This is a genomic window from Acinetobacter tianfuensis (genome assembly GCF_003611465.1).
Lineage (GTDB): Bacteria > Pseudomonadota > Gammaproteobacteria > Pseudomonadales > Moraxellaceae > Acinetobacter > Acinetobacter tianfuensis.
This window is the reverse complement of record NZ_RAXV01000022.1, coordinates 24,568-48,669: the sequence shown is the minus strand read 5'-3', so window position 1 is coordinate 48,669 and position 24,102 is coordinate 24,568. Positions and strand designations below refer to the sequence as shown.

16 protein-coding genes and 1 CRISPR repeat array are annotated in these 24,102 nt (G+C 39.8%); of the genes, 10 read left to right on the top strand and 6 right to left on the bottom strand.

What is annotated here, in order from left to right:
- Positions 1-54 precede the first annotated feature (54 nt).
- Genes D7V32_RS10720 through prpC form a run of 3 tightly spaced genes read left to right on the top strand, consistent with a single transcriptional unit; the run spans position 55 to position 3,769 of the window.
- The gene (locus tag D7V32_RS10720; protein ID WP_120402867.1) at positions 55-1,692 is read left to right on the top strand and encodes a long-chain-fatty-acid--CoA ligase; all 1,638 of its coding nucleotides are present in this window, start codon (positions 55-57) and stop codon (positions 1,690-1,692) included.
- Between the two features lie 39 nt (positions 1,693-1,731).
- Positions 1,732-2,607: a methylisocitrate lyase gene (prpB, locus tag D7V32_RS10715; RefSeq protein ID WP_120402866.1), complete on the top strand. Its 876-nt coding sequence runs from the start codon at positions 1,732-1,734 to the stop codon at positions 2,605-2,607.
- A 25-nt stretch (positions 2,608-2,632) separates the two neighbouring features.
- On the top strand, positions 2,633-3,769 hold the full coding sequence (prpC, locus tag D7V32_RS10710; protein ID WP_120402865.1) for a bifunctional 2-methylcitrate synthase/citrate synthase: 1,137 nt from the start codon (positions 2,633-2,635) through the stop codon (positions 3,767-3,769).
- 132 nt (positions 3,770-3,901) lie between these two features.
- Positions 3,902-7,889: direct repeats of the CRISPR family, unit length 28 nt; unit sequence CTTCTAAACCATCTATGAGATGGCAAAC.
- 96 nt (positions 7,890-7,985) lie between these two features.
- On the opposite strand, the gene cas1f is transcribed toward prpC, so the two are convergent.
- From cas1f to D7V32_RS10685, 5 genes are read right to left on the bottom strand one after another with little or no spacing between them, the layout of a single operon-like run.
- Positions 7,986-8,939 (bottom strand): type I-F CRISPR-associated endonuclease Cas1f, encoded by a 954-nt coding sequence (gene cas1f / locus D7V32_RS10705; protein WP_120402864.1) that lies wholly within the window; start codon positions 8,937-8,939, stop codon positions 7,986-7,988.
- Between the two features lie 11 nt (positions 8,940-8,950).
- On the bottom strand, positions 8,951-9,628 hold the full coding sequence (locus tag D7V32_RS10700; RefSeq protein WP_120402863.1) for a type I-F CRISPR-associated endoribonuclease Cas6/Csy4: 678 nt from the start codon (positions 9,626-9,628) through the stop codon (positions 8,951-8,953).
- 2 nt (positions 9,629-9,630) lie between these two features.
- A complete protein-coding gene (gene csy3, locus D7V32_RS10695) occupies positions 9,631-10,719 on the bottom strand; it encodes a type I-F CRISPR-associated protein Csy3 (protein ID WP_120402884.1) in 1,089 nt (362 codons plus the stop codon).
- A 34-nt stretch (positions 10,720-10,753) separates the two neighbouring features.
- Positions 10,754-11,656 (bottom strand): type I-F CRISPR-associated protein Csy2, encoded by a 903-nt coding sequence (csy2, locus tag D7V32_RS10690; protein ID WP_120402862.1) that lies wholly within the window; start codon positions 11,654-11,656, stop codon positions 10,754-10,756.
- On the bottom strand, positions 11,653-12,816 hold the full coding sequence (locus tag D7V32_RS10685) for a type I-F CRISPR-associated protein Csy1 (RefSeq protein ID WP_120402861.1): 1,164 nt from the start codon (positions 12,814-12,816) through the stop codon (positions 11,653-11,655). The genes csy2 and D7V32_RS10685 overlap by 4 nt, the downstream gene beginning before the upstream one ends.
- Positions 12,817-13,039: 223 nt before the next feature.
- Between D7V32_RS10685 and cas3f the strand changes: the two genes are divergently transcribed.
- The 6 genes from cas3f to D7V32_RS10655 all read left to right on the top strand — a co-directional run bounded on the left by cas3f (position 13,040) and on the right by D7V32_RS10655 (position 22,279).
- Positions 13,040-16,225 carry a type I-F CRISPR-associated helicase Cas3f gene (gene cas3f / locus D7V32_RS10680; RefSeq protein ID WP_120402860.1) on the top strand — a complete coding sequence of 1,062 codons (3,186 nt, stop codon included), beginning with the start codon at positions 13,040-13,042 and terminating at the stop codon, positions 16,223-16,225.
- A 172-nt stretch (positions 16,226-16,397) separates the two neighbouring features.
- Entirely contained in the window at positions 16,398-17,144 is a 747-nt protein-coding gene (locus D7V32_RS10675; protein ID WP_120402859.1) for a helix-turn-helix transcriptional regulator, read from the top strand.
- A gap of 107 nt (positions 17,145-17,251) precedes the next feature.
- Positions 17,252-18,226, top strand: a complete 975-nt coding sequence (locus D7V32_RS17795) for a PDR/VanB family oxidoreductase (RefSeq protein WP_120402858.1) — start codon at positions 17,252-17,254, stop codon at positions 18,224-18,226.
- Between the two features lie 46 nt (positions 18,227-18,272).
- Complete coding sequence (locus tag D7V32_RS10665) at positions 18,273-19,361, top strand: aromatic ring-hydroxylating dioxygenase subunit alpha (RefSeq protein ID WP_120402857.1); 1,089 nt, start codon at positions 18,273-18,275, stop codon at positions 19,359-19,361.
- Between the two features lie 212 nt (positions 19,362-19,573).
- Positions 19,574-20,794 (top strand): OprD family outer membrane porin, encoded by a 1,221-nt coding sequence (locus D7V32_RS10660; protein ID WP_120402856.1) that lies wholly within the window; start codon positions 19,574-19,576, stop codon positions 20,792-20,794.
- A gap of 114 nt (positions 20,795-20,908) precedes the next feature.
- On the top strand, positions 20,909-22,279 hold the full coding sequence (locus D7V32_RS10655; RefSeq protein ID WP_120402855.1) for an MFS transporter: 1,371 nt from the start codon (positions 20,909-20,911) through the stop codon (positions 22,277-22,279).
- Between the two features lie 488 nt (positions 22,280-22,767).
- Here the strand turns inward: D7V32_RS10655 and D7V32_RS10650 are convergent, their stop codons facing one another.
- Entirely contained in the window at positions 22,768-23,196 is a 429-nt protein-coding gene (locus D7V32_RS10650) for an OsmC family protein (RefSeq protein WP_120402854.1), read from the bottom strand.
- A 147-nt stretch (positions 23,197-23,343) separates the two neighbouring features.
- On the opposite strand from D7V32_RS10650, the gene crp reads away from it, so the two are divergent.
- Positions 23,344-24,054 (top strand): cAMP-activated global transcriptional regulator CRP, encoded by a 711-nt coding sequence (crp, locus tag D7V32_RS10645; RefSeq protein ID WP_120402853.1) that lies wholly within the window; start codon positions 23,344-23,346, stop codon positions 24,052-24,054.
- The last annotated feature ends 48 nt before the right edge of the window (positions 24,055-24,102 follow it).

The following is a 24,102-nucleotide window of genomic DNA, read 5'->3' as shown; positions in this document are numbered from 1 at the left end:
CCGTCTCAGAATATTAATAAATTTGTCTAAATAATGTGAATAGGGATGTTTTAGATGATCGGAAATATGATGTTTCAGCCACTGCTGATCAGCAGCCTTATTGAGCATGCCGCACAGTATCATGCAGATACAGCGATTATCTCTAAAAATACAGATGGCTCCATGACAGAAACAACGTGGGGGCAAATTTCAAAAAACTCAAAACGTTTTGCAAATGTACTGCAATCTTTGGGTTTAGCGGTCAGTGACCGTGTTGCCACGATTGCATGGAATAACCATCGCCATTTAGAAACGTGGTACGGCATTTCAGGAAGCGGTTTAGTTTGCCACACCATTAATCCAAGACTTTTTCCAGAGCAGCACAAATATATTGTCAATGATGCGAATGATAAGGTTCTGATTTTTGATAAAACATTTTTAAATCTCGTGCTGTCGATTAAAGACTCCATTCCATATGTAGAAGAATATATTTGCCTAGATGCTTATGATGAAGATATTCAGCGCGCTTTTCCTGAAGTTTTATTTTATGACGATCTGATTGCCCTGCAGAGCGATGTATTTGAATGGCCCGATTTAGATGAAAGCAAGGCCAGTTCGCTATGCTATACCTCTGGAACGACAGGCAACCCTAAAGGGGTTTTATATAGTCACCGTTCAACAGTTTTACATAGTTATGCAGCCAGCCTGCCAGATTCGTTCCATTTTTCGGCGCAAGATCGGATTATGCCCGTTGTGCCAATGTTCCATGTCAATGCATGGGGAACGCCGTACTCAGCTGCAATGGTCGGCTGCAGCATGGTTTTACCGGGGCCAATGCTGGATGGCGCGAGCTTAGTCGAGTTAATAGACCGATATAAAGTTACCAATGCATTGGGTGTGCCGACCATTTGGCAAGGGCTATTAAATGCCGCTTATCAGTCGGGCAGTAAACTTCAAAGTTTAGTGCGGAATATTGTGGGCGGCGCGGCTTGCCCGCCATCGATGCTGCAAGCATTTAAGGATGATTTTCAATGTGAAACGGTTCATGCATGGGGCATGACTGAAACCAGCCCATTAGGTGTGGTGAATCAGCTGAAAGCCAAGCATAGTGAGCTGGATGAGTCACAGCAGTTGCGGCTGCGGTATGCTCAAGGCCGTCCGCCATATGGTGTCAGCTTACGTATTTGCCATGATGAAAAATGTACGGTTGAGTCTGTCCGAGACGGTCAAATACCGGGGCATTTACAAATTAAAGGTCATTGGATTGTAGAATCTTATTTTGACCAATTTGAACATAGTCTGACAGAAGATGGCTGGTTTGATACAGGGGATATTGCCACTTTAGATGAAGACGGTTTTATGCAGATTTGTGACCGCTCTAAAGATTTAATTAAATCTGGCGGTGAGTGGATTTCCTCAGTTGAGCTGGAAAATATTGCAATTGCCCATCCAGAGCTGGAGCTGGTGGCAGTGATTGCTGCATCGCATGCCAAATGGGATGAAAGACCAATTTTGATTGCTAAAAAAGCAGCAGCGAGCAGTGTCTCGGAAGCAGACGTCTTAGCTTTTTATCATAACAAAATCGCCAAATGGCAAATCCCTGACAGAGTCATTTTTGTCGATGCTATTCCAGTTGGCGGCACAGGGAAAATACTGAAAAAAGATTTACGCGAAATGTATGGTTCAGTTTTGCTGGAAGAGCTTCCAGCATAACTTTAATTTTGATCAGTTCAGATATTCATGGAAAGGAATATGACACAACAAACGTCTGCAGGTTTAAGATTTAGACAAGCATTAGAAGTGGAACAGCCATTACAAATTATCGGTACAGTCAATGCTTATGCAGCGATGATGGCGAAACAAGTCGGTTATAAAGCGATTTATCTTTCAGGTGCAGGTGTCGCAAACTATTCATATGGCTTACCTGATTTAGGCATGACCAGCTTAGACAACGTATTAGAAGACGTCCGCCGTATTACCGAACGGGTAGATACCCCGCTGCTTGTAGACATTGATACAGGCTGGGGCGGCGCATTTAACATTGCGCGCAGCGTAAAGCAAATGATTGCTGCAGGCGCTGCAGCTGTACACATTGAAGACCAAGTTGCACAGAAACGCTGCGGCCACCGTCCAAACAAAGAAATTGTGACGCAGCAAGAAATGGTAGACCGTATCAAAGCGGCGGTAGATGCAAAAACCGATTCAAACTTTGTGGTGATGGCGCGTACCGATGCATTACAAAAAGAAGGCTTGCAGGCGGTGATTGACCGTGCATGTGCATGCGTAGAAGCGGGTGCTGATGCAATCTTTGCCGAAGCCATGACTGACATCACCATGTATAAAACGGTTTGCGATGCAGTAGGTGTCCCTGTTTTGGCTAACATTACCGAATTTGGCGATACACCATATTACACGGTCGATGAGTTGGGGGAACAAGGCATTTCAATGGTGCTTTATCCACTCTCTGCTACACGTGCCATGCAGAAAGCAGCGTTGGGAGTGATGCGCTCTATTCGTGAAAATGGTACGCAAGTCAACGTATTGGATCAGATGCAACAACGTAAAGAACTTTACGAGTTCCTTGATTATCATACGTTTGAAAATACTTTGGATAAATTGTTTAAATAAATAGTTCAAAATGGAGCATTGAAAAATGGCTGAAGGAAAAGTACTTACTGGCGCTGGTTTGCGCGGACAAGTGGCAGGTAAAACCGCACTTTCTACAGTTGGTAAAAGCGGTGCAGGCCTTACTTATCGTGGTTATGACGTGCAAGACTTGGCAGAAAACTGCCAGTTCGAAGAAGTGGCTTATTTAATTTTCTTTGGTGAATTACCAACAGCAGAACAGCTGGCTGCCTATAAAGCGAAACTCAAATCCCTTCGCCAGTTGCCACAAGCATTGAAAGAAGTATTGGAACGCATTCCTGCAGATTCACACCCGATGGATGTCATGCGTACCGGTGTGTCGATGCTCGGTAACTTAGAAACTGAAAAATCGTTTGAAGAACAACAAGATGTAGCTGACCGTATTTTGGCAACATTGCCTGCTATCATTTGCTACTGGTACCGTTTCAGCCATGACGGTGTACGTGTAGAAGAAAATACAGATGACGATTCAATTGGTGCGCAATTCCTGCATTTACTGCGTGGCGAAAAACCAAACGAATTGCATGAACAAGTGATGAATGTATCGTTAATTCTGTATGCGGAACATGAATTTAATGCATCGACATTCACAGCACGTGTATGTGCATCAACACTTTCAGATATGCATTCATGCATCACAGGCGCAATTGGTTCACTTCGTGGTCCATTACATGGCGGTGCCAACGAAGCTGCGATGGAAATGATTGAAAACTGGACGTCTCCAGAAGAAGCTGAACGTGAAATGTTGGGCAAACTGGAACGCAAAGAAAAGATCATGGGCTTTGGCCATGCGATCTATAAAGACAATGATCCACGTAATGGCATCATCAAAATCTGGTCTGAAAAACTCGCAAAAGACGTAGGCGATACAGTACTTTACCCAGTTTCTGTACGTTGTGAAGAAGTGATGTGGCGTGAGAAGAAATTATTCTGTAATGCTGACTTCTTCCACGCTTCTGCATATCACTTCATGGACATCGCGACTAAACTGTTCACCCCAATTTTCGTGATGTCACGTGTAACAGGCTGGGCTGCACACGTGATGGAGCAACGTGCAGACAACCGTATTATTCGTCCAAGTGCGGATTATACAGGCCCTGAACTGCGTAAAGTTGTGCCAATTGCTGAGCGTTTAGCTGCGTAAATGTTTGGCTGACGATACTGTCACGATGTTTTTTGGGTTTATAAAGTTTGTTTTGCATTAAAAGTTTGATAGTAAAATAAACGTAATCTGTCAAAAAATATCGTGACATTCTATGCTATGAAGCAGCAAATTTTTCTAAACTATCTATGAGATGGCAAACCAACTGGAACACCTTTGTTTTTACCTTTTTCACTTCTAAACCATCTATGAGATGGCAAACTATCTTCATCTACAGCATTCGGATCGTAAGCTCTTCTAAACCATCTATGAGATGGCAAACATTATTTATGAGATTTGGCGCAGGACTGGATTCTTCTAAACCATCTATGAGATGGCAAACTCCTCCGGTTGGGTTTGTGGTTTACTTGAGAACTTCTAAACCATCTATGAGATGGCAAACGTAATTCACCATCAATTTCATGCTCGATAACTCTTCTAAACCATCTATGAGATGGCAAACATGCTGTATTTCAGGCAGTGGGCTATCAATTGCTTCTAAACCATCTATGAGATGGCAAACAATCAGCAAAATACAAGCTGGATGCGGTCTACCTTCTAAACCATCTATGAGATGGCAAACCCATCCAAGAATTTTGTCGCGGTGGTGGCGGACTTCTAAACCATCTATGAGATGGCAAACATTCTCCTGAAAATAAAAAAAGGTTGTTCTGCCTTCTAAACCATCTATGAGATGGCAAACACTGAAGCAAACCGCGCGGAAATTATGTCGCACTTCTAAACCATCTATGAGATGGCAAACAAAACAGCAAACCAATACTTAGCTAAGTTATGCTTCTAAACCATCTATGAGATGGCAAACGGTTGAAATCAATCTCAATGAGCTTGACGAAACTTCTAAACCATCTATGAGATGGCAAACCCGTTGCTACGCCTTTGTTTTTGCCGTTTTCACTTCTAAACCATCTATGAGATGGCAAACGTCACTGACCCTGTAAATACTTATATTTATTCCTTCTAAACCATCTATGAGATGGCAAACCAAATGACCATTTTTCAGCGAATTGACAAATTCTTCTAAACCATCTATGAGATGGCAAACTACAGGTAAAAAGGGTCATGGTAAAACGCTTTCTTCTAAACCATCTATGAGATGGCAAACACAGTGAAATATTGCATCAGCTAATTGAAGTACTTCTAAACCATCTATGAGATGGCAAACAGCAGATGCTGCCAATGAAAGTCTTAAGTCGTCTTCTAAACCATCTATGAGATGGCAAACGGCTTTATGTGTTGCCAGAGTATCGCGCATCACTTCTAAACCATCTATGAGATGGCAAACACTATGTTGCTGCAGGCTTGGCAAAAATGAATCTTCTAAACCATCTATGAGATGGCAAACACGTGCAGAACGTGCCAAATATGAACCACATTCTTCTAAACCATCTATGAGATGGCAAACACGCTCATTTGAAAGCTTGGCTTCAATCGCTTCTTCTAAACCATCTATGAGATGGCAAACCCACAAGTTCATCAATGATTTTTTCCAAGTGACTTCTAAACCATCTATGAGATGGCAAACGCGGCAAGTTCTCTCTTGCCCCAATTGTTGAACTTCTAAACCATCTATGAGATGGCAAACAGCTGGCTGACTTACCTGACTCACACTACGCTCTTCTAAACCATCTATGAGATGGCAAACTTTTACCAGACAGAATGTACGCTAAGTTGTCACTTCTAAACCATCTATGAGATGGCAAACCCAAAGAATGGCGAACCTCATACTTTACCGATCTTCTAAACCATCTATGAGATGGCAAACTTTACTAAGATGGCTTGGAAATTTCATCATGACTTCTAAACCATCTATGAGATGGCAAACCGTATACATTGTGTCCCTGCAATATCTTTGCACTTCTAAACCATCTATGAGATGGCAAACTTCGGTGCAATTCTTACTCGCGGAAGCATTGACTTCTAAACCATCTATGAGATGGCAAACGGTTGACCCAATTTGCCAACGATCTGGCCGTACTTCTAAACCATCTATGAGATGGCAAACCAGATAATGCTTGGGTAAAATGATCTCAGATTCTTCTAAACCATCTATGAGATGGCAAACACGAAGTGCAGAGATTGATGTACTTGGGTTTTCTTCTAAACCATCTATGAGATGGCAAACACAGATGAAATATCTGATTTCAGTTTGCCACTCTTCTAAACCATCTATGAGATGGCAAACAAAACGTCTCAAATCAATTGGGATCGTTCAATCTTCTAAACCATCTATGAGATGGCAAACGTGGTGGCCGTGCTCCTACAATCCAGCATTTACTTCTAAACCATCTATGAGATGGCAAACTGAACTTGCTGAATATGAAGAATTTCGTAAATCTTCTAAACCATCTATGAGATGGCAAACGAATGTCTTTAAGCTGACTTGAGCTAAATTCACTTCTAAACCATCTATGAGATGGCAAACACACAAAGTATTGAAGAGTTAAATGCTGTTATCTTCTAAACCATCTATGAGATGGCAAACTAAAAAATGTCACAACAAATGAAAGTTAACTTCTTCTAAACCATCTATGAGATGGCAAACTTGCTGCCGCAATGCAGTTTGATTCAACCAAGCTTCTAAACCATCTATGAGATGGCAAACACGCCAACGGCTGCGGGTCGTCAAATTAAAGTCTTCTAAACCATCTATGAGATGGCAAACTGAAAATATCGCTGAATGGGTCGGCATGTTGGCTTCTAAACCATCTATGAGATGGCAAACTTGAGATTGAATGCGCTGTGCAACCTGAAAGTCTTCTAAACCATCTATGAGATGGCAAACAATTTAAAGAAAAGTTTATTGCGCCGTATGCACTTCTAAACCATCTATGAGATGGCAAACATTAGCCAAAGTCTTATTCAGCGATTTAACTACTTCTAAACCATCTATGAGATGGCAAACTTTCCCATTCAGTTGCACCTACTAGAGAGACACTTCTAAACCATCTATGAGATGGCAAACGACCATTAAGATCATCAAAAAATTGAGTGGCTCTTCTAAACCATCTATGAGATGGCAAACCCTTTTCAGGAAGAAATTAAAGATTTAAACATCTTCTAAACCATCTATGAGATGGCAAACGTAATATGATTACGAATATAACAAGTTTTAACCTTCTAAACCATCTATGAGATGGCAAACCATCTTCCGATATGCGTCGATCTCGATGTGCTCTTCTAAACCATCTATGAGATGGCAAACGATATTTTTGCTCGCATTGGTTATGAGTTGAACTTCTAAACCATCTATGAGATGGCAAACATAAAAAAAGAAAAGAAGAGATTATGGACATTCTTCTAAACCATCTATGAGATGGCAAACTATCTGTGTAATCACTTGGGAGGGCTTCATAACTTCTAAACCATCTATGAGATGGCAAACCAGGACGTTCTGCAGTTCCGCCTGTTGTTGTTCTTCTAAACCATCTATGAGATGGCAAACTCTAGCAAAAATAGACTTGCCTGAACCCGGATCTTCTAAACCATCTATGAGATGGCAAACGACTCTGAAAAAGCGCTTTTCCATATTGAAATCTTCTAAACCATCTATGAGATGGCAAACTTATCTGATTGAATTGCAGGAATTTGATAAAGCTTCTAAACCATCTATGAGATGGCAAACTAAAAGAAGAAAACGACATCATGCGCGAAATGCTTCTAAACCATCTATGAGATGGCAAACTGTTCGTCATCAAAGTGCCTTGCTGACTGTACCTTCTAAACCATCTATGAGATGGCAAACTCTTCATGTCCATTTGATCAATATTTTTGGCTCTTCTAAACCATCTATGAGATGGCAAACACTACACACCATCAACACCGTGGAATGATAATCTTCTAAACCATCTATGAGATGGCAAACCGTAATTGATCCGCCGGATGGTACGGCTGAAACTTCTAAACCATCTATGAGATGGCAAACAAAGCCAATTCAGAGATATTTAAAGCCCTTGACTTCTAAACCATCTATGAGATGGCAAACACAGTGATGGGTTTATCTTCATCAACAGCATTCTTCTAAACCATCTATGAGATGGCAAACATGTTTATTGTGTTGCAACAATTTCCCATTCACTTCTAAACCATCTATGAGATGGCAAACTAGAGATTTTAATGAAAAAATCTCTAGATAATAATGATATAAGCTTTTAAAGAATAAAAATAGATTAAAAAATAATTAAGATTTAACCGATTGAAATTATTTGATTTTTTGACATGCTTCAGAAATGAAGTTAAACATGTAATCCAAGACATCATTATCTTGGCAAGTTTCAATCAACTGCATACGAAATTCTTTTTGATTATGCCCAAATTTTGCCGATGCAAAAGCTTGAGGCATGACAAAAGCGTCCTTCACTAAATCAGCAATATCAAAAACTAAACCGCCACGGCGAGTTTTGCCATGTAAAATAGGTAGAGCAAAACTAATCCCCATACCGTTTAACGTGACCGCAGCATAACCATAAGCAATATAATTGCCATGATCTAAATAATTATTGGCAATATCCCGCATAGAATCATGCGAGGCTTTGCCTTCTTCACGATTAAACTCAAAATTAAATCCCGCCGCTAAATTTTTATATAACGATTTTGCCCATCGGCCTTCTGCTGCCAATAATTCAGTTTGATTATTGGCATTTTCAATTTCTTGCTGAAAACGCTGCTTAGCAACGGAATCAAGGGTAATCCCGTGCTGAATCAAGGTAATATTTTTTTTCCAACTCGTTTCTACAATAGAAATACGCTCTAACAGTAAAACTTTGGCCATTAAAAGCCGAACATCATCTTGCAGCCATGCTTTCATCCAAATTTGCATATATTCCGTTGGACGATATTCACTTTGCGGTGCCAGAAACGTTAAATCTAAGGCGGAAAATAGGGGAGAACCTCCTGAACCGCAAAATCCAACCATCACATTAGATTCTGCTAAGCGGCGAGCTGCAGCATCGGTAATCGAACTGCCTTTGCCCAAAAGTAAAAAAGCGGTGTTTTTTTCGGGAATATTATAAAAATGTTCAACAGGCTGTAAGCTGTCCGTCAGATACACAATCCGATCATCCTTCAAAACCACTTTAACCCGTTCTAAATAAAATACACAGGCACGTTTTGAAAGCATTAACGCACGACTGCGTTGCTGACGGAGATCACTCATTTTATATCCTTTTAAATGACTTCAAATACAGGAAGGGAAAATGCCTGTTGCTTACGTGCTAAACCATAACTATCAGGTAAACCGTTTAAATCCTTCACATGAGGGTTGTCAGGATTTGTATAATTTTCAGGTAAACCATAGTGAGGATGATTTAAATCAACATCTAAAATTTCGATATTCACCGTAAAACCTTGCCCTGTACTTTGACTAGACACCTTAAAATATGGCATTTTTTTCGCTTCTTTAAGGCGTCTTGCATTACGGCTTTCAGTCTTTTCGGCGGCATTGCGCTCGGTTTTTAAGGTTGGAATACGAAAACGGAAATAAGATTTATAGCCTGTCACTTTTGCAGTGGGTACCGCAGTCGGATGATTTAAAATTGCATAATCTCGTACTTTCCAATGTCCTTTAATTCTCTCAATTAATTGCTCAAGTGAGTTTTGTTCTGCTGCAAAAATACGCAATACATCATATTGTGGCAAAACAGGGGCATGATACTTCAGCTCTTTTTTACGCATTTTTGCTTTTTGCTTAGCAGATATTTCGAGTGCTAAAGCAAAGGTATTGGGAATCTCCCGAAATACGCCATGCAAAATGCTGTAAATTTGGTTACGAAGATGGGCGAGGGTAAGCTCGCCATCATCTGCGCTATCCATAATATGAATATCCAGATAGTAATTTGCTTGCATGCTTACTCTCCCTCGGAGTAAACGCCGCCACGGATTAAACAAGCGATGAGGAACATGCCTTTTTCGCTGTTTGGATCTAAAGTGCGGATTTCTTTTAAAATATCAAAACCTGAAACCTTTTCTTTACCTACACGGAAAAATTGCTGTGCATCTAAACTGGCACCATTTGGCTCAATAGGAATTGGTTTTTCATCATTTTCAACAAATTCGGGATACCACGTATCAATGGTACGCAGCGCATTGCCAATTTTCTGATCACGAATCGCGGCTTGCCCTAAAAATTGATTATCACTCGCTTGCTTATTCGGTTTTTTAGGATTGAGTTGATACAATGAACGAGAGAAACCTTTCGGTTTATCTTCTAAATAGTTTTGTGATGGAAATACTTCAACTGCACCCATACCAAAATCTAAAATCGCTTCAATATGTAAACCTGAACTCACATCGCCTTGCATACCTTTGACAATAATATCAGCAATTTTTTGTTCGTCCGCCGACACATCTGCAAACGATTTTAAACCGTAATCAAGTGCATTAAATTGGGCAATTTCTTCGTAGCCTTTTACCGTTTGGCTATTGTCATGCACCTTAGTTTTACTCACTTTAATGACAATATTTTCTGCAATCACACGGTTACGCCACAACCAGCGTCCATTGACAATATTACGCACATAACGGCGAGCAACTTCCTGAATACCTTCACTTTCTTTGGCTTTTTCGACAAAATTTTTAAAACCTTGGCGGAAATCCTTTTCATCTTGTTTGTCTGCACCTGCTTTGGTAGCGGCAGCAAATAAAATATGCTGTAAATCAATAAAACGTAAATCCCATTTCACCAATAATTGGGTATTTGGAAATAGTTTCGCCGATTCAGTCATTTGAATATTGGATACTTCGCGTGCAGTAGAATTACCTGCAGCAGCGCCTTTGGCTTTATTGCCTGCCACGTTTTGTGTACCGCGAATACCGTGATACATCACCTGCAAAACCTCTTCAGTACCATCTGCGTGTAAATGATAAAAAGCTGCATCACTAATTAAGGTGCCGCGTTGTAATGAAAGACTGCCCGGCAGTTTTTTAAAGTTTTCAATTTTAGACATGAAGATTATTCCTATAAAGTATCAATTAATTGTCTGAGTTTTGATTTTGCTGCAATAAAAAAACATCATCTTGAAGCCAGCCATGTGACCATTGCAGTTCTGCTAAATAGTCATCAGGGTAGTCAGAATCTTCTTTTTCAATTTCAGATAAAACATGGTTTAAAGATAAATAGTCGATTAAGCCTGTTAAGGGTTCGGCATAAGCATGCGCTGTTTCTTCTTGATCATCTGCATGGCGAATGCCTGAGCGTTCAGCAGTAGGTTGCTCTAATAGGGCATAACCTAAAGTGGTGGCAGATAACCATTCCAAGCGTTCTGTAGGTAATAAAGCCAAACGGGGAACATCGCTCTGTTTATCTTGGGCTTTATAGGCAAGCAGCTGTGTGAATGCCTGCAAACGATTGACTTGATAAGCTTTTTGATAATTTTCGAGTAAATCATGACGATCACGAATAAGGAAACCCGAACTAATTTGCCGCAATGCCTTTTTTAAATTTTTAAGTACTTGGATTTGCCCAAACTCTAAAATAGAACCGCCTGCAAATTTACTGCGTTTGAGTACATCAATTAATGTATCTATATCAGGTGATGATTCATCGACTTGTAACACCAAACTAAAGAGTAAATGGCAGCTTGCTGTTGGCTGTAAGGACAGCGCATATTTATTTTTAGATGAATAGTCAGTTTTCCCAATAAAAGTTGCCCCGCGACGCTGTGCAGGGGTAAAACGTCCGTAAGCTTCACCGCCTAAACCTTGCATATCGTGATGAATATAATGAAAACCTTCATCTTCACATTCAAGTTGGCGCGCTAAATGATGACTAAACATTGCAGCAGCCATTAAAGGCGCACCGCCCATCAGCAAACCATTACTGACAAAATTCGCCGCTTGTACTTTAATATAGGGAATGACAATAAAACGGCTCATTTGAGTAACTCCTGAATACGACGTGATAAGAAAGTTTTAGCATCTGCTTCCGACAGTGAAATTTCACTTTTCTCGCCGTTTTTATCCCAATAAGGATGCTGGGTAATTTTCTTAGCCAAATGATCAGCAAATACAATTTGCCAATCTTCATATTGTTGTAATTCGGGATTAATTAAACCTTGTGTCAGAACTGAAACACTCGGATGACTCCACAAAGAATCACGTTCTAAATCTTCACGTGAGGGCAATTGTTTTTCGATAGTCTTTAAAATTTCAAGAATATCTTGACCTTGAGCTAAAACATTTTCAACAATCATCTTTAATGTATCGATTTCTTCGGCACGGGTATCCATATTGCTCAATGGCGCATGGATGCCAATGTCATTGAAACCAAGATCATGACTGAGTTGCTTTTGTTCAATGAGTTTTTGGGCATATTGTGTCAGTTCAATATAAAGCGCACGGTTGATATAAGCACTTGAAATCTCATACTCAAAACCTTTATAGAAATATTGAAAAGCTAATTTTTCTTGAGGATTGATCGTAGGTGCAGAAACGACAATTGGGCGCTGCATTGCACGCACTAAACTGCCGACATTTTGCGGATTTGATCCGCCAATCCCCAAAACGGCTGTTTTAATATTTCGTAGCTGAGATTGTTGTCCTTCGGTTTTACGCTGTTCTTTTAAGCGGTCTACTTCGGCATTTAACAGCAAATTTACGCCAGCGGCTGATAATGGGCTCAGTGAAATATAACAGTCATCTTTTTGAGGAATCAGCAATTGACGCATCCGAATATCAATATGGTCTAAACCTGTAGAAAATGATTTTTGTAATGCAGTTTTAAAGTGAGGTTTAAGCTGATTTACATGATTTTTAAATTCATCATCCATTTCGGATAAATCTTCATCAAGCTGAGCAGCTTTGACCACTTTAAATAATGTCGCAGTTTTTCCTGCATTGGCTTGGTAGTCAGTAGGGACAAGTAATTGATCTGCGAGTAGGGTACGGGTAGAAATATAAGGCAAATCTAAAGTTTGATCCTTTGAGACACGGATACCGCCTTTTTCAATATTAGAATTGATGGTTTTAACGCTAAAATGGACAGACTCAGCAAGGGTTTGCTGATAAATATCCTGATCTGTTGTTTCGGAAGTCATCTTTAATCTCTAGTTAAATCTATGTATTTGTTATGAAATATCTTTAATGGTTCTGTTTTAGCATAAACAATATACTAAGAATAGAGTGATAATTAATCGAGACGACATAAGTTGTCGCAAATTTTTAAATATGATTTCCTGTGTCAACTTGTGTCGCTAAATATTTTTAATTACAAGTATTTATGTGCTAAACAATAGCTTGTCTAAATTTATAATTTTAATTATGTACACGATATTGATCTCTGCCTGTGAAAAAAAAGCCTTAAAAAAGACGCGTGCGATATTAGACAGCTATGCCATCCGTACAGGGCAAAGTTCTTGGCAAGTGCCTATGACCATGGAGGGTTTAAAAGAAATCCGTATGGCATTAAAACGTACTGCAACTCGGCAAACAGCTGTAGCGGCTTATGTCAATTACGGCATGCGCAGAATGAAATTGGTGTGGGTGGTTGGTTCAAAACATAAATTTAATTTAACAGGGGCATATCCTGTCGCATCAACCCAAAAACAGCAAAAACAATTGCAAATTCCTGAATGGATAAAAGCAGCGAGCTTATTGGCAGGGGCAGCGGGCGATGTGCATGATATTGGTAAAGCGTCTAAACATTTCCAGCGCAAACTGAGCCCAAAAATGGCAGGGCAAAAAGTTAAAGACCAAATTCGGCATGAGTGGCTATCATTAAAACTCTTACAAGCCATGCGTGCCAATGATTGGCAGTGGCAGCAAGCGTGGGAAAAAATTGATCGTAAAATAGATCATTTAAGTTTAGGGCATCGGGAAGATGTTAAAAAAACCTTCTTACAAAATGAATTAGAAGCGGTTGATTATTTGGTTGTCACACATCATGGTTTATTGGGGGATAAACATTATGCTTCTTCTTTGCATGTGCGAGATCCTTTACCGTCAGCGGAGCAAATCACTTGTGCAGGCGATTTGCCGGAAAGTATTTTTAAAAGCCATCGCCATCGGATGGATCGCTTGGCCAAACAGACGGAATTTGCCAAAGACAATACACTCTATTGGAAAGCATTGTCTCTACATGCGCGTGCAGCACTGATTCATGCAGATCATATTGTTTCAGCAGAACAATTTTCTGAGTCTTTGCCTGAAAATATCCATTTATTTGCCAATACAAAATATAAGAAAAATCTGCAAGGTAAAATAGAAAAAACACAAGATCAGCCTTTAGATTGGCACTTACAGCAAGTGGGAGATCGATCTGCCTATATCGCCGCAAAAATGCTGACAGATTTAAATTTATCGGGATTGAGTGAGCAAACCGTTGAATATATTTGTCAGGCATCTACCGAAAATCGATTTTTATGGCAAAACCATGTCGCCAATGCACTGCAAAAACAAATCAATAAAACCCCAGATGTACCCTGTTTAATGCTGAATATTGCAGGGACAGGCAGCGGTAAAACCCGTATGAATTTGCGCGCAGCTTGTACTTTAAGACCCCATGATCCGCGTATTGCGATTGCTCTCAATTTACGTTCTTTAACCTTGCAAACAGGTGAAGCCTTACAGCAATCGATGAATTTATCTGAAGATGAAATTGCCGTGATTATTGGAGATAAAACCACACAAAGCTTATTTAATCAGCGCAATGCTCAAGATGCAGGTGTGGATGATGATGAAAATCTCGCAGAACCAATCTTCGATGCTTATGGTGAAACACAAGATTTACCTTCGTGGCTGATTCCTTTATTTACTCAAAATTTTAAGGGTAAAAAAAGCATCGATAAAACTGCACAAACCGTTTTAACATCTCCAATTTTAGTATCTACGATTGATTATTTAATTGCAGCAGGCGAGCCGCACCGTCAAGGTCACCACGTAAAAGCTTTACTTAGACTTATGAGCAGTGATTTGGTTCTAGATGAAATTGATGGTTATGAGCCGAAATCTTTGATGGCTGTGTTACGCCTAGTACAACTTTCTGCCATGTATGGACGCCATGTGATTTGTTCTTCTGCGACTTTATCGAGTACAGTAGCAGACAGTGTTTACCGTGCTTTTGAGTCAGGCATAGAAATGCGCGCAGCGTTATATCAAACACCGCAAAAATTTATGCTTGCTATAGCAGATAATGAGTTAAAACCTAAGATACAAATTGTGAATACGGAGGAAAAATTTAATTTTATCCAACATTATCAGCAGCATTTAAATGCCTTGCAGCAAGTTCTAGCAGAAAAATCAGCACAGCCTTATCGTTTGGCTGCACTCGCTCAAATTGACAATCCATCCGTAAAAAATTGGCAAGCTGTAATTTTAGAACAGGTTAAAAATTTACATCAACAGCACCGTTGGGCGGTAAAGAAAAGCGATAAGCATATTTCTTTTGGACTGATTCGTGTCGCAAATATTAAACATGCAATTCATTTAGCAAAGTATTTAACCGAAGAATTAGCGCATGCCAAAGTCGCTTGTTACCATGCCAATGATTGGTTAATTTCACGCTTTTATAAAGAACAGCGTTTAGATGCTTTACTGACACGGCATAAAAAAGGCACAAAACGCCCTACAGGCAATGAACACATTTATACAGATGATGAAATTGTCACCATTTTAAAAGAAAGCCAAAGTCCAGATATTCCTTTTATTGTGATTGCAACACCTGTGGAGGAAGTTGGGCGAGATCATGATTTTGATTGGGCTGTGATTGATGCGTCGAGTGTTCAATCGATTGTACAAACCGCAGGACGGGTCAATCGTCATCGTTTAAATGCTGTTAAACAGCCCAATATTGTGATTCCGCAATTTAATTATCGTTATTGTCAAAATAAAGAAAATAATCGTAAAGCCTTTGCTTTTACACGTCCTGGTTATGAGGGCTATGCAGATGCCGAAGAACGCTATAAAACACAAGATTTAGCCAAACTTTTGCCTTGGTCAGAAGAAAATACTTTGGTGATTGATGCACGATTGCGTTTTGATATGCAATATTGTGCTTTTGCCAAGTTTGATGATGAGCAAATCCAAGAATTTAATGAGGAATATTTTGCATCTTCAGGAGATCAAAAGTTTTCCAATGTTCAAGTGCATTCGGATTTAATGCAAGAGCAGATTTATAAAGATACCTGTTTACGTGCTTATCAAAAGAAAGAAGTGTATAGCTTTGATTATCAAGATGATGAGCTGATGATTTTTCATTATCCTGAAAACCAAAAAGAACTCAATTTTCAAACAGGTCAATATGAACAGCAATGTAAAACTGTTTATTTTGATAGGGAGCTTGCGCCTGATAATGCATGGTTAAATTTAGCTCCTGAGCAATTGACGGTGCTGTGTTCAGAGCAAGGCATTGCAGTGCAAGACGGCTGTAAAATATCTTTAGCGATTTATGACGATGAAATCCCTCAGTGGGTTTATCATCTAGGTTTTGGAATTTTAGCGAAAAGCTGAGAAGAACTTTTATTTAGACTGCATCATTTAATGCATGGAGTTTAAGCAATAGTTTTTTGGCCATTGCCGATAGCTAAAGGCTGGATAAAGCTAGCATATAAATATATTGTGTGATTCGGGCTGTAAATTTTGAGCTGCAGGGCTTATGGATATCACTTAAAGGATTAAAGTGATGAATGAAAATATAAACTTTTCTAATTTTATTGGTTTGGTTGCCTTAATGGGGCGGCCAGAGTTCGAATCCACTTTTTTAGCATATTTAGCCGAATGGATAGATGCAAAGCATTTTTCTATTTTACGCGTAAAAAACAGCAAACCCAGCCTGCTGCTGTGCGGAACACATAATGATCATCACAATGTGCCTTTTCATTGCGGACAATCTTATGTGCAGCGATTTCATGTATATGATGATTTATATCAAAACTTAGCGACTCAAGAACTGAAGCAAAATCAGACACTCACGGGGCAGGTCTGTGCAGATGACATTATATTTTCACCTTATCGGCGTGAAATTTATGAACAGAATGATTTGATTCAGCGCTTATGCGGTTTTTATCGGGATGAAAATAACCATCCTATTTTATTCAATCTTTATCGGCATAAAGAGCAGGGGTTTTATTCTGACTTAGAGCTAGCCAACTTTGAGCAAATGATTCCTGCACTGTCTAAGCTCATACAGGGGCACTTGGCTTTACAGATACAGCCCGATTTTAAAATACAATTATTAAAAAGACAGCCTTTATTGACTCCGCAAGAAGTTGAAGTTTGCGCTCTCATTTTAAAAGGGCTGAGTTATGCAGGGATTGCAGCCGCTATGGCATTAAAAGAATCGACAATTAAAACCTACCGCAACCGTGCTTTTGATAAGCTTGGAATCAATTTTAAAAATCAGTTATTTGCTATGTTTATGCAGGCCTAGTGTGTCAGCCAATCTGGCATTTTCTATGAAAGATGTCCTCTTTTTGGGGGACATGATCGATTGGGCGGGTTGTATATATTTCATGACATATATAGGACATATATGGAATGGAAGCATCCGCTATGGAAAGTTCAGCACTCGAACTGTGTATTACTGATTTTAAGTCAGAAGCCAAAGATATTGTTGTTTTGGAGCTGCAGCATCCGCAGAAAAGGCCTTTGAGTCCATTTACTGCAGGCTCACATTTAGAGGTTTATTTACCTAATGGCTGCATTCGTCATTATTCATTATTGAACTGCCCGAGTGAAACACACCGTTATGTGATTGCTGTTGGACTCGTTGCTGATGGCCGCGGCGGTTCATTGAATATTCATCAGACTTTAAGGGTTGGCAGCGTTTTAAAAGTAAGTGCGCCGCGAAATAATTTTCTGCTGGTTGATGCCCCTGCATACTGCTTTATTGCCGGCGGCATCGGAATCACGCCTATTTTATCCATGATTCGCTGGTGTATTGCACACGGTAAAAAGTGGCGCTTGTTTTATAGTGTCCGCAATAAACAGCGCACAGGTTTTTATGAAGAACTGCAGCAATTGGCAGATGCCAATGTGCATTTTCATTTTAATGATGAGCAGGACGGCCGCCATTTAGATATTCATCAAGTTATTGCTTCTTTGTCTTTAGATGAGCATCTGTATTGCTGCGGTCCCGAGGCCTTAATGCAAAGTGTGAAAAATGCTGCCGGCCATCTCCCTGCGCAGCATGTCCACTTTGAATGGTTCAGTGCGCCAGCCTCAGTATCGACAGCAGCCCAAAGCGGCAGTTTTACCGTGAAATTAAAACGCGCTAATCAAGAAATTCAAGTTATGGCAGATCAGTCAATTCTAGATGCTTTGGAAGAAGCCGGTATGGATTTGCCATTTTCATGCCGGGCAGGAATTTGCAGGACTTGCGAAGTTACAGTGTGTTCAGGAACACCAGAACATTTAGATATGATTTTAAGCGATGAAGAAAAAGCGGCCGATAACACGATGCTGATTTGTGTTTCGCGTGCCCAAAGCTCAGTGATTGAGCTTGATCTTTGAATGTGAAAAATGCTTTTAAATAGACATAATTTTAGGGAAATAAAATATGACAATTCCAGTTTTAAATATTATTGAAGCCTGCCGTAAGGCCAGCAGTAAAATGGCCAATAAAGATACGCCGCTCATTTTAAATGAATGGTATGTCGCTGCTTTCAAAGATGAAATTGGCCGTGAGTTATTGGCGCGAAAAATTTTAAATAAACGTGTCGTGATGTACCGCACTGTAGAGGGAGCGCCTATCGCTTTGGAAGACCGCTGTGCACACCGTTCATTTCCTTTGTCTAAAAGCCATTTGGATGGCGACCATATTGTCTGCGGCTATCATGGCTTTAAGTACAATTACACAGGCGATCTTGTTGAAATTCCATCACAGAGCAAATGTCCGCACGGCATTGGAATTAAAAACTATAAATTAGCTGAAACAGGGCCGCTGGTGTGGATTTGGCTTGGTGATCAAAACTTGGCGGATGAGTCGAAAATTCCACAATTACCGTGGTTAGAAAACCCTGATTGGGCATGTACATCCGGTTATTTTTTCCATCCCGGCAACTATGTCAGTATGCATGAGAACTTAATGGATCTGACACACTTAACCTTTTTACATGCAGATACAATTGGAACACCAGATTATGCCAGTGCACCTTATAAAACAGAGCTGAAAGAGGGTCATTACAAACTGATTCGTGAGGTGGTGCCTACGACTTTATCTCCTGTGTGGGGCGAAACAACAGGTTTAGCAGGAAAAAATACTGCTGCGCGTATTGCCGCATCAGAATTTTTGTCTCCAGGGCTGCATCAGGTAAGTGTGAAATTTTACGACTCTGCTTTAGATGAACAAACACGTGAAACATATAAAATTCATACGGCACATATTTTGACACCTGAAACAAACAATACCATGCATTATTTTATTGTTCATGGCCGTGATTTTGCTTTAGATGATGAGCATATCGAAAGCTTTATGCATGAACAGCTTTTTGCAGCATTCCAAGAGGATGTTGTGGGTTTAGGTGCATTGGAAGAGGTTCTAGATGATCGGGATGAACAGCATTTTGAAATTTCAGTTGCCAGCGACTCTCCAGCTGTTGCAACACGAATTTATTTAAAAAAACGGGCTGAACAAGAACAGATGTGATTTGAAATAAAAGGAGTAATTTATGGAATTGAAATACGCTTTTAGTCGGGGTATAATTCTACAACAATAATTAATATATTAATTAAATTGAAAGATAGGGTGGCTGATTTTCTTGAAAAAATCATAAATTTTTCTTTATATGAGAAATGATTTGGTTTTTATTCAGGGTAAATAAGTCTGCTAAATGGATTTAACTGTAGGAATGTAAAACGATGAAAGCATCGCATAAAACTAAGCTGCTTAGTTTGGCAATATTGAGTTTTGGCCTGTCACAAACAGCAATGGCAGAAGATCATTGGAAGCTTTTTCTTAAAAATGCATATATTGATCGTGATTTTGATAATGATGCTGTCAAAGATACAGGGAGCTGGTCTCAATCAGTTTCTTTATTTTATGATTCAAAATTTCAAGATACACCTATAGATCAGTTGCAAATTGGTTTAGATGCAAATGTGCAATATGCTGTCCGTTTGAGTAATGATAAGCATGTTGCGGATTCTGTCTTGCCTTTTGACAGCGCGACTCAAGAACAGGCATCGGACTATGCGAAGTTTGGCGGTGCAGTCAAACTTAAATACAAAGATAATGTGCTGAAAGTCGGGGAAATTTGGGCTGATTCACCAGTTGCGAATATTGATGCAAGCCGTCAGCTGGTGGGTACTTATTTGGGCGGAACTCTAAGCAGTGTCATTAATGATCAGCTAAGTTTAGAGCTGGGTGTGCTGACGAAATATTCAGCACGTAATGATGATCAGTTCAAAAAGCTTTCATACACACAAAATGGCAATAAAATTCAGTCGGATGGCATGAACTACATTGACCTTAAATACCGTGTGAATGATCAGTTAAAAGCAGCTTATTCGTTTGTGCACTTAGACAATATTTTTAATAAACATTATGTTTCGCTAGAACATAATTATGCGTTTAATGCAGATACAAGCCTGAACTCGAAAGTTCGTTATTACAATGTACAGGACACTGGTTCGCAAGCAGATATTGACAGTCAGAATATTGGTGTGCTCGAAACTGTAAAATATAAAAACCATACCGTCTCTGCCGGAGTTCAGAAAATAGTTGGTGACGCATTTCCAGCGCTTGATGGCTATATTCCAGAACTTTACTTTGTAAACTGGAATGTTACAGGTTTCTTTAAAAAGAATGAACAAACGTATCATCTTATTTATGGTTACAATTTTAAAGATTACGTTCCTGGCCTAAATGCCTTAGTGAAATATTCTTATGGTGAAAAAATTAAGATGGCTGGCGGTATTGAAAATACAGAATCAGAGCTGGATGTAATTGGATCATATAGTTTTCAAAATGAATATTTAAAAGGCGTAGGCTTACAATATTTATTTGCAAAGTATGACACAAAGTATGGAAATGACTTTGATGAAAATCGGTTCTTTGTGACCTATACCAAAAAATTCTAATCCAATGATTAGGTTTAATTAAGCGTAGAATTAATGGTATAAAATTTTTTAATCAATTAGTTAATATATTAACAGAATGCAATTAAAAAATAATTCTATTATATGGAGATAGAGATGGAATTAACTTCTGCAGAAGTGTCAGGCAAGGACCGCATGACCAAGGATGAACGTAAAGTTGCCTATGCCACGATTGTGGGAACCACAGTAGAATGGTATGACTTCTTTATTTATGCGGCAGCGGCAGGTTTAATCTTTAAGGATTTATTCTTTGCGCCTGCCGGAAATACTTTAGGTACATTGCTGGCTTTTGCTACCGTGGGCATCAGCTTTTTATTTCGCCCATTTGGCGCTTTTTTAGCAGGCTATTTGGGTGATAAATATGGCCGCCGAATTGTTCTGGTCATGACACTTGTACTGATGGGCTTAGCGACAACCTGTATTGGCTTATTGCCAACTTATGCCAGTATTGGTGTGATGGCGCCGATTTTGCTGTTGGTGCTGCGAATTTTCCAAGGTATTGCTGCTGGCGGCGAGTGGGGCGGTGCGGTTTTGATGGCGGTAGAGCATGCGCCTAAACATAAACGCGGACGTTTTGGCGCCTTTCCGCAAATTGGCGTACCTCTGGGATTGATTCTTGCTTCAGGAATGTTTGCCCTCATGACGGGTGTTATTGCACCAGGTGATGCTTTTGTCGAATGGGGCTGGCGTATTCCGTTTTTATTCAGTGTGGTTCTGCTGTTTATTGGTCATTGGATTCGCCGTACAGTTGAAGAAAGTCCTGTTTTTGAAGAAATTAAAGAACGTAAAAGTGCATCTCAAACGCCAATCCGTGATTTATTTAAAAATCATAGTTTAGTGGTTTTATTGGCTGCTTTGGTTTTTGCCGGAAATAGCGCCAGCGGTTATATGACCACAGGCGGCTTTATTCAGAGCTATGCAACAAATGCGGAAGGGCCATTAGCCATGGCGCGGACTCCAGTTCTGATAGCAGTAACAATGGCATCTTTTTGCTGGCTGATTACGACTTATATTTCAGGCGCTTTATCAGACAAAATTGGCCGTAAGAAGACGTATATCTTTGGCTGGATTGTCCAATTGGCTGGTATTTTTGCCTTGTTTCCACTCGTAAATACAGGAAACTTTCAGCTTTTTGCTTTAGGTTTATGCTTCTTGGCAAGCGGTATTTGTCTAACGTACGGTGTTCAATCATCTTACTATGCTGAACTGTTCCCTGCATCTATCCGTTTTTCCGGTATTTCTATTTCATATGCTCTAGGTGCAATATTAGGCGGCGCTTTTGCGCCGATGATTGGAACTTGGTTAGTGAGCACCACTGGATCTACGGAAGCGGTTGCATACTATTTAGCATTTATGGCAACAGTGGCATTGCTGTCAACCTTGGCTATCCGTGACCGTACAGGTATACCATTGGGACCTGATCATGAGGCAGAGCAAAGTAAGTCACCTTTAGTCTGGAAACAATAAGTTCATTTTTTTAAAAGAAAACGGTCATTGATGGCCGTTTTCTTTTATTTATAGGCAATTTTTCAATTTGGCTTGATTTTCAGATCTAAGGCTGTGTTTAGCCATAAGGCAAGTATGGATGAACCCTGATTTATTTTGAAATCGTGATTTAATGCTGTTTGATGACTCAATTGCGGTTTCGTCTTTGTTTAAATTTTTAGCTGAAAGAGAAAGGCATTTTTGAATGTGAGCTTAATGTGATTCATGTGCGTATGACTGAGTTTGTTAAAAATAGAAGTGAGCGAATATTGCAGTATTAGGAGTATCTTGCTGTTGTCTTGGTCGATGCGATAGGCCGCCTTGCTGATGATTTTTACTTAAAAGTCTTGGAGTGAAACTTAGCATGATGAATGCGTATAAAAGATGATTTTAGTAAACTTAGCATTGTGAAGATTTTAACCATAAAAAAAGCCCCATTTATGCAGGGGCTTTTGATGCAGTGTTAAAATTTAGGCAGTTTCAGCTTCTAAAATTTCAAAATCATGGGTGATTTCTACACCGCCGTCCATCAGCATTTTGCTGGCAGAACAGTATTTTTCAGCAGAAAGCTCAACAGCTTTGGCCACCTGTTTTTCTTTTACGGCTTTACCTGTTACTACAAAATGCAGGTGAATTTTGGTGAAAACAGCTGGAATGGTATCGGCGCGTTCAGCTGAAATATCACAGCGTACAGCAGTAATCTCTTGGCGGGCTTTCTTTAAAATCGTCACAATGTCAAAAGAAGCGCAGCCGCCAAGCCCATTCAAAATCAATTCCATTGGACGCGGACCGCGGTTTTCACCGCCGTATTCTGCCGATCCATCCATGATTATGCTATGGCCGCTTTGAGTTTTTGCCTCAAATGCAACATTCTCTAGCCAATGAACACTTGTTTGCATTGCAAGTCCCTAAAAAAAGCTATAAATTTACGAAGTACCTGTACACTAACATAAATTGAGTTGATAAGGAATTTCATCTCTTGCGTGTGACAAGTTCATTTTAGGTCTTGTGCGATCTATAAATTATCCATTTTCGGAACTGTTAGCATGACTTCAAATTTTTCACAATTAAGCACAGATGCTTTGTCACCAGGTCAATTGCCAGACTCAGTGAAAGCATTATTAAAACGTGCATATATTAATCGTTACCCAAAACGTACAACGATCGTTGATGCAGGGTCAGAATCAAAATCTTTATATTTGATTCTGAAGGGGTCTGTATCAATCATTCTTCGTGAAGATGATGAGCGTGAAATTGTCGTAGCATATTTAAATGCGGGTGACTTCTTTGGGGAAATGGGTTTATTCGAAACGAATGCACAGCGTACTGCGGAAGTCCGTACTCGCGATGTGTGTGAAATTGCCGAAGTAACCTATGAAAACTTCCATGAATTAAGCAAGCAATATCCAGATTTGAGCTATGCAGTATTCGCTCAGCTGGTTCGCCGCTTAAAAAATACGACTCGTAAAGTAACAGACTTAGCGTTTATTGACGTTTCAGGCCGTATTGCACGCTGCCTGATTGATTTATCTTCGCAGCCAGAAGCGATGATTCTTCCTAACGGACGTCAAATCCGCATTACGCGTCAAGAAATTGGCCGTATTGTAGGCTGTTCACGTGAAATGGTTGGCCGTGTTCTGAAAACACTTGAAGAGCAAGGCATGATCGAAACTGACGGTAAAGCAATTTTAATCTTTGATGCATCTTTAGAAGAGAACACGGACTTCTCTGGCGAAGATTTTGAAGATGAAGAATAAGTTTCGGCTGTTCAAAAAAAGCAAACCTTAGGGTTTGCTTTTTTTGCA